The sequence below is a fragment of the Arthrobacter sp. HS15c genome, assembly GCF_040812005.1.
GTDB lineage: Bacteria > Actinomycetota > Actinomycetes > Actinomycetales > Micrococcaceae > Arthrobacter.
In genome coordinates this window covers 38,031-50,246 of sequence record NZ_JBFOHM010000011.1, presented here as the reverse complement: position 1 = coordinate 50,246, position 12,216 = coordinate 38,031, and the positions used below count along the sequence as shown (strand labels likewise).

The 12,216-nt window shown below is 65.5% G+C and carries 12 protein-coding genes; 6 read left to right on the top strand and 6 right to left on the bottom strand.

Features of this window, described 5'->3' with window-relative positions:
* Nucleotides 1–3: 3 nt before the first annotated feature.
* The 5 genes from ABV518_RS18180 to ABV518_RS18160 all read left to right on the top strand — a co-directional run bounded on the left by ABV518_RS18180 (nucleotide 4) and on the right by ABV518_RS18160 (nucleotide 4,777).
* Complete coding sequence (locus ABV518_RS18180; protein ID WP_367769733.1) at nucleotides 4–1,650, top strand: DNA repair helicase XPB; 1,647 nt, start codon at nucleotides 4–6, stop codon at nucleotides 1,648–1,650.
* Nucleotides 1,651–1,703: 53 nt separating this feature from the next.
* Entirely contained in the window at nucleotides 1,704–2,027 is a 324-nt protein-coding gene (locus tag ABV518_RS18175; protein WP_367769730.1) for a hypothetical protein, read from the top strand.
* 76 nt (nucleotides 2,028–2,103) lie between these two features.
* Nucleotides 2,104–2,817: a response regulator transcription factor gene (locus ABV518_RS18170; RefSeq protein WP_131134146.1), complete on the top strand. Its 714-nt coding sequence runs from the start codon at nucleotides 2,104–2,106 to the stop codon at nucleotides 2,815–2,817.
* Nucleotides 2,818–2,819: 2 nt separating this feature from the next.
* Nucleotides 2,820–4,382: an ATP-binding protein gene (locus ABV518_RS18165; RefSeq protein WP_367769726.1), complete on the top strand. Its 1,563-nt coding sequence runs from the start codon at nucleotides 2,820–2,822 to the stop codon at nucleotides 4,380–4,382.
* 107 nt (nucleotides 4,383–4,489) lie between these two features.
* Nucleotides 4,490–4,777, top strand: coding sequence for a WXG100 family type VII secretion target (locus ABV518_RS18160; RefSeq protein ID WP_367769723.1), 288 nt, complete (start codon nucleotides 4,490–4,492; stop codon nucleotides 4,775–4,777).
* A gap of 93 nt (nucleotides 4,778–4,870) precedes the next feature.
* Here the strand turns inward: ABV518_RS18160 and ABV518_RS18155 are convergent, their stop codons facing one another.
* A complete protein-coding gene (locus ABV518_RS18155; protein ID WP_367769721.1) occupies nucleotides 4,871–5,986 on the bottom strand; it encodes an RNase H family protein in 1,116 nt (371 codons plus the stop codon).
* A gap of 211 nt (nucleotides 5,987–6,197) precedes the next feature.
* On the opposite strand from ABV518_RS18155, the gene ABV518_RS18150 reads away from it, so the two are divergent.
* Nucleotides 6,198–7,508 (top strand): ABC transporter substrate-binding protein, encoded by a 1,311-nt coding sequence (locus ABV518_RS18150; protein WP_367769718.1) that lies wholly within the window; start codon nucleotides 6,198–6,200, stop codon nucleotides 7,506–7,508.
* Between the two features lie 126 nt (nucleotides 7,509–7,634).
* Here ABV518_RS18150 and groL read toward each other — a convergent pair whose 3' ends face one another.
* The 5 genes from groL to ABV518_RS18125 all read right to left on the bottom strand — a co-directional run bounded on the left by groL (nucleotide 7,635) and on the right by ABV518_RS18125 (nucleotide 12,181).
* Nucleotides 7,635–9,263: a chaperonin GroEL gene (gene groL / locus ABV518_RS18145; RefSeq protein ID WP_131134151.1), complete on the bottom strand. Its 1,629-nt coding sequence runs from the start codon at nucleotides 9,261–9,263 to the stop codon at nucleotides 7,635–7,637.
* Between the two features lie 293 nt (nucleotides 9,264–9,556).
* Nucleotides 9,557–10,822 (bottom strand): ABC transporter substrate-binding protein, encoded by a 1,266-nt coding sequence (locus tag ABV518_RS18140; RefSeq protein ID WP_367769715.1) that lies wholly within the window; start codon nucleotides 10,820–10,822, stop codon nucleotides 9,557–9,559.
* The gene (locus ABV518_RS18135; protein ID WP_131134153.1) at nucleotides 10,819–11,025 is read right to left on the bottom strand and encodes a cold-shock protein; all 207 of its coding nucleotides are present in this window, start codon (nucleotides 11,023–11,025) and stop codon (nucleotides 10,819–10,821) included. The genes ABV518_RS18140 and ABV518_RS18135 overlap by 4 nt, the downstream gene beginning before the upstream one ends.
* Before the next feature lie 157 nt (nucleotides 11,026–11,182).
* Entirely contained in the window at nucleotides 11,183–11,800 is a 618-nt protein-coding gene (locus tag ABV518_RS18130) for a LytR C-terminal domain-containing protein (RefSeq protein ID WP_367769711.1), read from the bottom strand.
* Nucleotides 11,801–11,851: 51 nt separating this feature from the next.
* Entirely contained in the window at nucleotides 11,852–12,181 is a 330-nt protein-coding gene (locus tag ABV518_RS18125; RefSeq protein WP_310167008.1) for a DUF3263 domain-containing protein, read from the bottom strand.
* Nucleotides 12,182–12,216: the final 35 nt, after the last annotated feature.

Genomic DNA, 12,216 nt, shown 5'->3' with positions numbered 1-12,216 from the left:
CGCGTGAACGACGGACCGCTGATTGTCCAGAGCGACAAGACCATACTGCTGGAGGTGGACCATGAACTGGCCACCGAGGCCCGCCATGCCATCGCCCCGTTCGCCGAGCTGGAACGCGCCCCGGAGCACATGCACAGCTACCGGCTGACGCCGCTGGGCCTGTGGAACGCCCGCGCTGCGGGCCTGGATGCGGAGAAGGTCCTGGACACGCTGCTGAAGTACTCGCGCTTCCCGGTGCCGCATTCCCTCCTGATCGACGTCGAAGAGACCATGTCGCGTTACGGGCGGCTGCGCCTGGAGAAGGATCCGCAGCATGGCTTGGTCATGCGGACCGACGACTATCCGGTCCTGGAAGAGGTCATCCGGGCCAAGAAAATCCAGCCCCTGCTGGGGCCCCGGATCGACGGCGAAACCATTGTGGTGCATTCCTCCCAGCGGGGCCAGCTCAAGCAGCTGCTGCTGAAGATCGGCTGGCCGGCGGAGGACCTCGCAGGCTACGTGGACGGAACCCCGCACCTGATCGCCCTGAACGAGGACGGCTGGAAGCTCCGGCCCTACCAGCAGCTGGCCACCGAGAACTTCTGGGCCGGCGGCAGCGGTGTTGTGGTGCTGCCGTGCGGCGCGGGTAAGACGCTCGTGGGTGCAGCGGCCATGGCCGTCAGCTCAACAACAACGCTGATCCTGGTGACCAACACCGTGGCTGCGCGGCAGTGGAAGGACGAGCTGCTCAAGCGCACCTCCCTGACGGAGGACGAAATCGGCGAGTACTCCGGTGCGGTCAAGGAAGTCCGGCCCGTCACCATCGCCACGTACCAGGTCCTCACCACCAAACGCGGCGGCCTCTACCCCCATCTGGAGCTCGTGGACGGCAATGACTGGGGCCTGATCATCTACGACGAAGTCCACCTGCTGCCCGCCCCGATCTTCCGCATGACCGCTGACCTGCAGGCGCGCCGCCGGCTGGGCCTCACCGCCACCCTCGTCCGCGAGGACGGCCGCGAAGGGGAAGTCTTCAGCCTGATCGGGCCCAAACGGTATGACGCGCCCTGGAAGGACATCGAAGCGCAGGGGTACATCGCGCCGGCGGATTGCGTGGAGGTCCGGGTGGACCTCCCCCGCGACGAGCGTGTGGCCTATGCCATGGCCGAGGACGCCGACAAGTACCGGCTGTGTTCCACATCGGAGACCAAGACCCGGATCGTCGAGCAGCTCGTGGCCCGGCACCAGGGCGAGCAGTTGCTGGTGATCGGGCAGTACATCGACCAGCTGGACGAAATCGGCGAGCGCCTCAACGCTCCGGTGATCAAGGGTGAGACGTCCGTCAAGGAACGGCAGAAGCTGTTCGATGCCTTCCGGGCAGGCGACGTGCACACGCTGGTGGTGTCCAAGGTGGCCAACTTCTCCATCGACTTGCCCGAAGCGTCCGTGGCCATCCAGGTCTCGGGCTCGTTCGGATCCCGGCAGGAGGAAGCGCAGCGGCTGGGACGGCTGCTCCGTCCCAAGAAGGACGGGCGGGCTGCCCGCTTCTACTCACTCGTGGCACGGGACACCCTGGACCAGGATTTCGCGGCCAAACGCCAGCGCTTCCTGGCCGAGCAGGGCTATGCCTACCGGATCATGGACGCGAAAGATGTAGAGCAGCCCGGCTAGGCATTACAGCAGGTCAGCTCTTGCACGGCCGCGCCGGAGCGCACACTGTTGGAATGCGCCCCAAACTCCGCCCCGACGTTCCCCTGCCAGGCCAGGAATCCGTGTGGGACTATCCGCGTCCACCGCGCATCGAGCCAACCACAGAACGTGTGCTGATCGCCCTGGGCGGTGAAATCATCCTCGACACACAGGACGCCGCGCGGGTGCTGGAGACGAGCCATCCGCCCGACCGGGTCGCAGTCTATGCCGGCCGGATGGACTACTGCGAGGTGGACGGCGAGCGAGTGCTGCCGCAGGCCGGCGGCTTCTATGGCGGATGGATCACCGGCCGCGTGGCGGGACCGTTCAAGGGCGAGCCAGGCACGCTCGGTTGGTGATGCTTCATCCGGGCCCCGCATGGAACACCCACCATCCATCCAGAAAACTCCCAGACTCTGGGAGCATCATGGGAGTATGAAAAAGAACGGCCCAGAAGCGAAGCTCCTTGTTGTTGATGACGAACCCAACATCCGCGAACTGCTGTCCACCTCCCTGCGGTTCGCAGGCTTCGAGGTCGTCTCGGCAGGCAACGGGCGCGATGCCCTGGCGGCCGCCGAACTCCACTCGCCGGACCTCGCCGTACTGGACGTGATGCTGCCGGACATGGACGGCTTCACGGTCACCCGCCGCCTCCGCGCGTCCGGCAAACACTTCCCGGTGCTCTTCCTGACCGCAAAGGACGACACCGAGGACAAAGTCACCGGCCTCACCGTGGGCGGGGACGACTACGTCACCAAGCCCTTCAGCCTGGACGAGGTCGTGGCCCGGATCCGTGCCGTCCTTCGCCGCACCCAGCCACTGCTCGATGACGACGATGCCGTCATCCGGGTGGATGACCTGGAGCTCGACGACGACGCCCACGAAGTCCGCCGCGGCGGCACCGTCATCGAACTCTCCCCCACCGAGTTCAAGCTCCTCCGGTACCTGATGCTCAACCCCAACCGGGTGCTCTCCAAGTCCCAGATCCTGGACCATGTCTGGGAGTACGACTTCAACGGCGACGCCTCCATTGTGGAGTCCTACATTTCCTACCTCCGCCGCAAGGTGGACATTGATCCGGACGCCCCGGCACTGATCCAGACCAAGCGCGGCGTGGGCTACGTGCTCCGGACAGCAGAGAAGCGCTGACCTTGCTGGAGCGGTGGAAATCGGCCTCACTGAGGTCCCAGCTCGTCGCCATCATCATGGCGCTGCTGATCGTTGCGCTGACGGTGACCGGCGCGGGCACGCTGACGCTGCTCCATAGTTACCTCCAGGGCCAGGTGGACGACAAACTCAATGCCGCCGTCGAACTGGCCCACAAACAGCGGTCCTTCACGCAGCTGCAGGCCCCCAATCCGGTGCCCACCGACTACTCCCTGATCCTTTACACACCGGGCGAGGACCCCTACCCGTTCGGCGGTGATGCCATAAACCGCCCGGACATCAGCAACATCACCTCGGATGAAGCGCAGGATCTGGGAACCCGCCCCTACCAGGTCCGCGGCACCGACGGCCAGAACTGGCGGGTGGTGGCCGTGCCCGTCCTGGACAACGGACGCAGCGCGGTGGTTGTCATCGGCCTGCCCCTGCAAAGCGTGGACGACGTCCTCAAGCACGCCACACTCGTGGTCACAGGCGTGGGACTGCTGACCCTCCTGCTCGCCTCCCTGATTGCCAGCTGGACCGTGTCCCGCTCCTTCCGTCCGCTCGCCCGCGTGGAGAAGACCGCCGCCGCGATCGCCGCCGGCGACCTGTCCCGGCGCGTGGAAGTGGAGAATTCCGGAACGGAAGTGGGCCGGCTTGCCAGTTCCCTCAACGCCATGCTGGCGCACATCGAAACGGCCTTTGCCGCCAGGACGGCATCCGAAGGAAGGATGCGCAGGTTTGCGGCCGACGCCTCGCACGAACTCCGCACCCCGCTGGTGACCATCAGGGGCTTCTCCGAGCTGTACCGCCACGGCGCACTGGCAACCGACGAGGACGTGGCCACCGCGATGGGCCGGATCGAAAGCGAAGCCAAACGGATGGGCTCCATGGTGGAGGACCTCCTGCTCCTGGCCCGCCTCGACGAACAGCGGCCCCTCCAGCAGAAGCCCGTTGACCTTCAGCTGATCGCCCACGATGCCGTGGTGGATACTCAGGCCAGCGACCGTACCCGCAGCATCTCCCTGACCGGTCTCGACGGCGGCAACGCGGCTCCGGCGCCCGTCCTCGGCGACGAGGCGAAGCTCCGCCAGGTCCTGGGCAATCTGGTGGGCAACGCCCTGCGCTACACCCCGGAGGGCAGCCCGATCGAACTGGCAGTGGGCGTCCGGACGTCCGACGGCGGCCTGCCCGCCTCTGTGATCGAAGTCCGGGACCATGGCCCCGGGATTTCCGAGGACGACGCCGCGAAGGTCTTTGAGCGCTTCTACCGGGCGGATACGTCACGGACCCGCGAAACGGGCGGCAGCGGCCTCGGACTGGCCATCGTGGCGGCCATCGTGGGCTCACACGGCGGCAGCGTCAGGGTCCAGGCAACGGACGGCGGCGGGGCGACCCTGGTGGTCAGCCTTCCGGTCCGGGATGAGGAAGCCGATGGGCAGAACCCTGAGGCCCGTGCCGGTGAGGCGGGGATCCGCGAAGTCCAGGACCACGAAGTTTGGGACGACGGGCCTCGGGACCACGGAGACGGCGGAAGCGCCAACGACGGCCGCGTTATCCACATATAGGAACTCTCCGTGGCCCTCCCGGCGCCCCGCTCCTTAAGCTCGTTGCAGAGGTCCGGAGCAGCCGGACCGGGCAGCCTGGCTGTCCACCACCGTGAGAGGCAGCAGCCATGAGCATCATTTCCGTCGACACCGAACTCCTCCAGCTCAAGTCCGCCAACGTCAAGGCGACGGTGGACCGGATCAGCGCCGACGTCCAGGCCATGAAGCGCGGCCTGGACGAGCTCCAGTCCACGTGGCGGGGTTCGGCGGCCACCAACTTCCAGGCGCTGGTGACCGAATGGACCCTGACCCAAGGCAAGGTCGAAGCCTCACTGGCCTCAATCAACCTCGCACTGGCTTCGGCGGCGGCGACTTACGCGCAGGCCGAACAGGGCAACACCCAGCGCTTCAGCTGACGGTGATGGTGACTGTGACGTCAGGAAGTGGCGGACACGCCGTTCATCACGGGTGCTCCCCTGTGCCGATTGCGGCTGGCTGGTTGGCAGCTGTCAGGCTTCGGGGGTGCCCTGGTGGAAGCGGAGCCGCCACCTGCCGTTATCGAGGACCCACAGCGAGCTGCGGAGGATCGTGCCCGAGCGTGCGTAGCTCCGGTATGTCAGCAGGACCGCGCCGGCGCCGATGCGGTCCGCACCCAGAATTTCCAGCTCCGTCCGTTCACCGGGGTCTTCCTCCAACGCCATCATCATGGCATCGCGGGTCCAGACCCGCCCCGAGCTTCCGATCTCCATAAAGTCGGGGTGCAGCAGGACGCCGGTTCGGCCGATGTCGCCACGGACCTCTGGGCCGAGAAGCTCCCGTTCGAGGCCCTCCACGAGTTCCTCCGGCGACTTTCCGGCGACACCGGACGTGCCTAGTGGATCCTCCTCCAGCTCACTGAACAGATCCGGCTCGCTCAGCACGTCCTGGTCATTAAACAGGGAAGGTTCGCTGAAGAGATCGGGTCCGCCGGTGTCCGCCGCCGCACCGAACGCGCCGGGCCCCGAGCCTGCTGCAGCTGCTTTGGCTCCCGAGGCGTTCGCCGGGCCGTTGGCAGAGCCAGCGGCGTTGGCGGAGCCAGCGGCGTTGGCGGAGCCAGCGGCGTTGGCGGAGGCGCGCTCAGGCGCAGTGGCAGAAGCGGCTGCTTCCGGGCGGCCCGGGGCTCCGGCGAAACCCGGCCCCGAACGGGCCGCTACGCCCTGCTGGTATGCCGTGGCGGCAGCACGGGCCCGGTCATCGGCAGCCTCATTGAGGTCGTGGCCTGCATGCCCTTTGACCCATTCGAACGTGTACTTCCGGCCCGCGATTTCACGGTCCAGTTCCTTCAGCAGCTCGACGTTCAGGACGGGCTTGCCGTCCGCCTTCCGCCATCCCTTGCGCTTCCACCCGGGCATCCATTTGGTGATGGAGTTGATCACGTACTGGCTGTCGCACAAGACCCTCAGGTCTTCGTCGGGAACGTGGGCTGTGGCGCGGAACAGGTCCAGGACAGCCATCAGCTCGCCCTGGTTGTTCGTGCCGTGCGGCCAGCCGCCGGCCCGCCAGCAGTCGTCATTCACGTACCAGGCCCAGCCGGCCGGGCCTGGATTTCCTAAAGCCGAACCGTCGGCCGCTGCAGTAATCGTCACGGAACCATCCTGCCAGACAGCGCCGACAGCACATTTCGCCGGCCTCGCGGGAAACCGCTTACCGAAAACTCTTGACGTCAATGTCGAAGCGCGGCAGAATCGGAATCCTAACCGAGAAAGCGCTTTCTCGATTGAGCTGTCCCACCGGCACCGAGGCCGTCACGGGAACACAGACTGGGTGGACCTCCACCCTTTTGAGGAAGGCACATCAATGAAGATTCGGGCCAACAGCCGCAGGAAGTTCCAGTTCGGCGCGGTCGCCGTCGCTGTTTCACTGCTTGCCACAGGCTGCGGTGCATCCGGGGGTTCCAGCGAGAATGACCAGGTCACCCTCCGGTTCGCCTGGTGGGGCAACGAGTACCTCAACGCGCAGACGGAAAAAGTCATCGACGCGTTCGAGGCCGAACATCCCAACATCAAGATCGAATCCGAGCCGGGCGAATGGGCCAGCTACTGGGACAAGCTCGCCACCAAAACGGCGGCCAATGATGCGCCTGACGTCATCCAGATGGACCAGAAGTACATCGCCGAGTACGGCGGCCGCGGGGCGCTGCTGGACCTGTCCAAGCAAAGCGGGATCGACACCTCCAAACTGGACAAGGAATCCCTGGCGTCCGGGCAATACGACAAAGCACAGTACGGCCTGAGCACCGGCAAGAACGCGTACGTCATCATGGCCAACACGAAGGTCTTCGAGGCAGCCAACGTGCCTGTCCCTGACGACACCACGTGGACCTGGGACGACTTTATGGACACGGCAGCGAAGCTCAGCGCGGCGGGCGACGGGAAGAGCTACGGTGCCGCCTATGGCAGCAACGAGGCAGACCTCATCATCTGGCTGCGGCAGCACGGCGAGAACCTGTATTCCCAGGACGGGAAACTGGATTTCGACGCCTCTACCGCAGCGTCGTTCTGGGAGCGCCTCAAGGAGCAGCGTGATTCCAAGGCCAGCCCTCCGGCCACGGTAGCAACGGAGGACTCCGGCGCCGGCCTGGAGGAGAGCCTGTTCGGCACCAACCGGGTAGGCATGGCCTGGTGGTGGACCAACCAGCTGGGTTCGCTGGAAACCACCACGGGGAGCGGCATCAAGATGCTCCGCGCCCCCAGTGTCGACGGGAAGTCTGCTGACAACGGCATGTATTACAAGCCCACAATGTTCTGGTCCGCGTCCTCACGGTCCAAGCACCCGGAAGCTGCCGCAACGTTCATCAACTACCTGGCCAACAGCCCGGCGGCAGGCGCCATCCTCATGACCGACCGCGGAGTGCCCAGCAACTCCGAGATCGTGGAGAAGATCACGCCCGCCCTCAAGCCCGCGGACACCACCGTGGTGGCCTTCCTGAAGGACATCGAACCGGATGTTGCCGACGCGCCTCCCGTCCCGCCGGTGGGTGCAGGCAGCGTCCAGAACGTCATCAAGCGCTTCACCGACGAAGTCCTCTACGACCGGATGTCTCCCCAGGCAGCCGCCGAGGCCTTCAAGAAGGAAGTCGAAGGAATGCTGGCAACGGCCCGCAAGTAGCGGAGCCCGGAAGCCTGCACACGCCCGGCAACAAAGCACGGGTCACCGGCAAAAAAATAATGCGGCCCCCTCCAGTGGAGGGGGCCGCATTATGGTTTGCGCGGACCGTAGTCCGGGCGGTGGGGACTAGAAGCCGCCCATGCCGCCCATGTCGTCGCCGCCACCCATGGCCGGAGCGTTCTTCTCCGGCTTGTCGGCCACTACGGCCTCGGTGGTGAGGAACAGACCGGCGATGGAGGCCGCGTTCTGCAGTGCAGAGCGGGTCACCTTGACGGGGTCGTTGATGCCGGCGGCCAGCAGGTCGACGTATTCGCCGGTTGCTGCGTTCAGGCCGTGGCCTGCGGGCAGGCCGCGGACCTTGTCGACGACAACGCCCGGCTCGAGGCCGGCGTTGAAGGCGATCTGCTTCAGCGGGGCGTCGATGGCAACGCGGACAATGTTCGCGCCCGTTGCTTCGTCACCGGTCAGGTTCAGGTTAGCGAACGCCTTGGCGCCGGCCTGGATCAGTGCAACGCCACCACCGGCGACGATGCCTTCTTCAACGGCAGCCTTCGCGTTGCGGACGGCGTCCTCAATGCGGTGCTTGCGTTCCTTGAGCTCAACCTCGGTTGCGGCTCCGGCCTTGATGACTGCAACGCCGCCGGCCAGCTTGGCCAGGCGTTCCTGCAGCTTCTCGCGGTCGTAGTCAGAATCGGAGTTCTCGATCTCGGCACGGATCTGGGAAACGCGGCCAGCGATCTGGTCGGCGTCGCCGGCACCTTCAACAATGGTGGTTTCGTCCTTGGTGACAACAACCTTGCGGGCGCGTCCCAGGAGCTCCAGGCCGGCGGTCTCAAGCTTGAGGCCAACTTCCTCTGCAATGACCTGGCCGCCGGTCAGAACGGCGATGTCGGCCAGCTGTGCCTTGCGGCGGTCGCCGAAGCCCGGAGCCTTGACGGCGACGGACTTGAAGGTGCCACGGATCTTGTTGACGATCAGGGTGGCCAGGGCCTCGCCCTCGATGTCCTCGGCAATGATCAGCAGCGGCTTGTTGGACTGCATGACCTTTTCCAGGACAGCAACCAGTTCCTTGACGTTGGAGATCTTGGAGTTGACGATCAGGATGTACGGGTCCTCGAGGACCGTTTCCTGGCGATCGGCGTCGGTGACGAAGTACGCGGAGATGTAGCCCTTGTCGAAGCGCATGCCTTCGGTGAGTTCCAGCTCCAGGCCGAAGGTGTTGGACTCCTCGACGGTGATAACACCTTCCTTGCCAACCTTGTCCAGGGCCTCGGCAATGAGGGCGCCGATTTCGTCGTCGCCGGCAGAGATGGACGCCGTGGCGGCGATCTCTTCCTTGGTTTCGATTTCCTTGGCCGAAGCAAGCAGCTCCACCGTGACGGCTTCTACAGCCTTCTCGATGCCGCGCTTGAGGGACAGCGGGTCAGCGCCGGCCGCGACGTTGCGCAGGCCTTCCTTGACCAGTGCCTGGGCCAGGACGGTGGCCGTGGTGGTGCCGTCGCCTGCGACGTCATCGGTCTTCTTGGCAACTTCCTTGACCAGCTCGGCGCCGATCTTCTCGTAAGGATCGTCCAGCTCGATCTCCTTGGCGATGGAAACACCATCGTTGGTGATCGTGGGGGCGCCCCACTTCTTTTCGAGGACGACGTTGCGTCCACGCGGGCCGAGGGTGACCTTAACGGCGTCGGCGAGGATGTTCAGGCCCCGCTCAAGGCCGCGGCGTGCCTCTTCATCAAATGCAATGATCTTGGCCATAACGGCAGTAGTCCTTTCGGGACAGACGTTAAGAATGAACCCACTGCAGTGCCCGCGACGGACGATCCTTCGCCGGCGGCCTCTGTACGCCGCAGGATCCGGATCTCACTCCAGTAAGGTATTTCTTTCGCTCCTCGACCGGCGCCTGGGCTCCGGGACCGGCCTGGGCCGGGCGTCGCTTTAGCAGTCGGTGCGTAAGAGTGCTAAGTCAATAATTAGCACTCCATAGGTGAGAGTGCAAGCGAATAGTCCCGGAAACCAGTGTCTGCGGGCCCTCGTTTCGCTCCCGGCGATCAGCCAGCGGCGCGCCCTGCCGATTCCCGCCCGCTGAGCTTGGCCTTGTTGTCGGCTCCGTAGGTGAACACCATGAAGTTTGCGGAGGTGATGTCCCCGCTGGCGTCGAATCCGATCGGACCGGATTGCCCGTCGTAGTTGGCACTGGCCCCGGTCTTGAGCGCCGACACGCAGTCCTTGTAGGACGAGCAGGGGGCAGTCTGCTTCGTTTCCGTCCCCGGAGCCGTGCCGCCGGAGACGGCAATCAGGTTTGCGGCGATGGACCGGCCCGAGTCGTCGTCTGCGGCCGCGGCTGCCAGGACAGCCAGCGTCACGGCGTCGTAGGCCTCGGCAGCGTACGAGAGGTCCTTCAGCGACGGGTCGACGGTAAGGAGACGGGCCTGGAAATCCACGGAGGGGAACACGCCCGGCACCACTGCCCGGGCGCCGTCGAGCGCCTTGGATCCCAGTCCCGGACCATACTGGCCGAACGCGCCGTCGCTGAGGATGATCTTGCTCCCGGACAGTCCCGCATTGGTAAGCTCCGCGATGGCCCCCTGCGCGTCGTCCCGCGCGATGAGCACCACCGCATCAGGCGCCGCCTTCCGGGCCGCAGCGGCGGCCTGCCGCGCCTCGCCGGGCTTGAACGCTGGCGTGCTGGAGGTTTCCAGGCCGGCCCCCTTGGCTGCGCTGGCCACCGCGGCGGAGACATCCTTGCCGTAGGTGCTGTCCTGGTGCACGATCGCCAGGGTCTTTGCGCCGCCGTCCTTGGCGAGTTTGACGAGCACCGAGGCCTGGGCGACGTCGGCCGCCGCGGTGCGGAAGTAGTAGCCGCCGCTTTTGTACTTGCTCAGCCCGGCAGCCGAGTTGGCCGGTGAGATGAGCGGAATCCGTGCGGCGGAGAGAACGTCGATGACGGCGGCAGCGTGGCTGGAATCGGTGGGTCCGATCACGACGTCGGCCTTGGCTGCGGCCAGCTCCCTGGCCTGCGCGTCGGAGTCGCCTGCCGGCTGGGGCAGCAGTTCAACCGGCTTTCCCTTGAGGCCGCCGGTGCTGTTGATTTCCTGCACGGCAAGTTTGGCCGCGGCAAGCTGTGAGGCGTTGAGGAAGTCCTGCGCTCCGGTGCTGTCCAGGATCAGCCCGACGCGCAGTGTTCCGTCACCCGAGGCTTCCACCGAATCCAGCCGGGCATTTCCCGCCGCGGCGCCGCACCCGGCCAGCGCAAGCAGGAGGGCCGACGTTGCGGGTATGCGGACAAGCGAAGAACGGAAACTCGAGGACTTCACTCGGCCGGCCGGACGCTTTCTGCCTGCGGGCCCTTCTCGCCTTCGCCGATTTCCAGCTCCACGCGCTGGCCCTCATCGAGTGCGCGGTAGCCCTCACCCTGGATCGCGGACCAGTGGACAAAGACGTCGTCACCGGAGCCGTCCACGGTAATAAAGCCGTAGCCCTTTTCAGCGTTGAACCATTTCACGGTTCCCAGTGCCATGATGCCCACTCTTTCAGTAGCGTCCGTAAGGCCCACGCCACTGTGTGCCGCTTATTACGAACCGAAGCCTGAAATAACTCTAGCCAATGGCCGCCGGACCGGCCGAGGGGCAGGGCCGGGCGGGCCGTCAATAGTTATTCAGGTGTAACCCGGATGCCTACTTGAAGCCTGGCCCCAGCACCACAACCAGCGGCACCTGGAACTCGGCACTGTTGACCAGCGTGGGAATATTCAGGAGTTTGGAGAGTGCCTCGGCGTTGGCCTGCTGGGCAGCACCGGCATAGAAGATCACGGAGGTCTGCTGCGGCGTGCCGCCCCAGTTGCCTACCTGCCCCAGGGTCCAGCCGTCCGCCTGGACTATTGAGCTGACCCTGCCCGCAAGGCCGGCTGTACCTGCCCCGTTGTAGACCGCGAGGCCCTGGGACTTGTTCACGACGGCGGTGGGGACAGTAGCGGATGGCGTTGCACTCGGCTCAGGTTCGGTGCTGGCGGAAGCCTCGGAGCTCGCGGACGGTTCGGCGCTGGCGGACGGGTCCGCGCTTGCCTCCTGCGCAGCCGGCGTCTCCAGGCTCGTGGCGGCCTGGCTGCCTGCCTGGGTGAAGCCCAGCTGCGGGAGGAACAGGAAGGAGACGACGCCGATGGCCAGGGCTACGATGCCAACGGCAAGCAGCGGCCACAGGCGCGGCCTCGACGGCGCAGAAGCTGCCCGGTGGACGCCCTGGCGGGAGGCGGTCTCCGGAACCTTGTCGAATTCATCCCGAGCGTATCTGGTCATGGTGGCGAGACATCCTTGTTGATTGCTGCTGATGGCTCAGCACGTGCGTGGTTACGCGTCCGAACCCAGGCGGCGTGCAGTACGTGCCCGCTGTCGCGACGTACGTAGTCTACGCAATCTCTTGACGAGCATCGGATCGTGGGCAAGCGCATCCTCGGTGTCGATCAGCGCGTTGAGAAGCTGGTAGTAGTGCGTGGCGGAGAGGTCGAACAGTTCCCTGATGGCCTGTTCCTTGGCTCCGGCGTACTTCCACCATTGCCGCTCCAGGGCGAGCATCTGCTGCTCCCGCTCGCCCAGCGGCGAGTCACGGAGCGAAAAGTCAGCCAGCAGCAAGCCACGCTCTTCAGGCTCCGGCAGGTGTTCCCGAGCAGGTTCCGCCACGGCACACTCCTTCGCTGGATTTCGCTTGGATAAGG

Coding starts and splice junctions, on each gene's coding strand:
- ABV518_RS18175 (WP_367769730.1), top strand. CDS start 1,704: ATGCGCCCCAAACTCCGCCCCGACGTTCCCCTGCCAGGCCAGGAATCC.
- ABV518_RS18170 (WP_131134146.1), top strand. CDS start 2,104: ATGAAAAAGAACGGCCCAGAAGCGAAGCTCCTTGTTGTTGATGACGAA.
- ABV518_RS18160 (WP_367769723.1), top strand. CDS start 4,490: ATGAGCATCATTTCCGTCGACACCGAACTCCTCCAGCTCAAGTCCGCC.
- ABV518_RS18150 (WP_367769718.1), top strand. CDS start 6,198: ATGAAGATTCGGGCCAACAGCCGCAGGAAGTTCCAGTTCGGCGCGGTC.
- groL (WP_131134151.1), bottom strand. CDS start 9,263: ATGGCCAAGATCATTGCATTTGATGAAGAGGCACGCCGCGGCCTTGAG.
- ABV518_RS18135 (WP_131134153.1), bottom strand. CDS start 11,025: ATGGCACTGGGAACCGTGAAATGGTTCAACGCTGAAAAGGGCTACGGC.
- ABV518_RS18130 (WP_367769711.1), bottom strand. CDS start 11,800: ATGACCAGATACGCTCGGGATGAATTCGACAAGGTTCCGGAGACCGCC.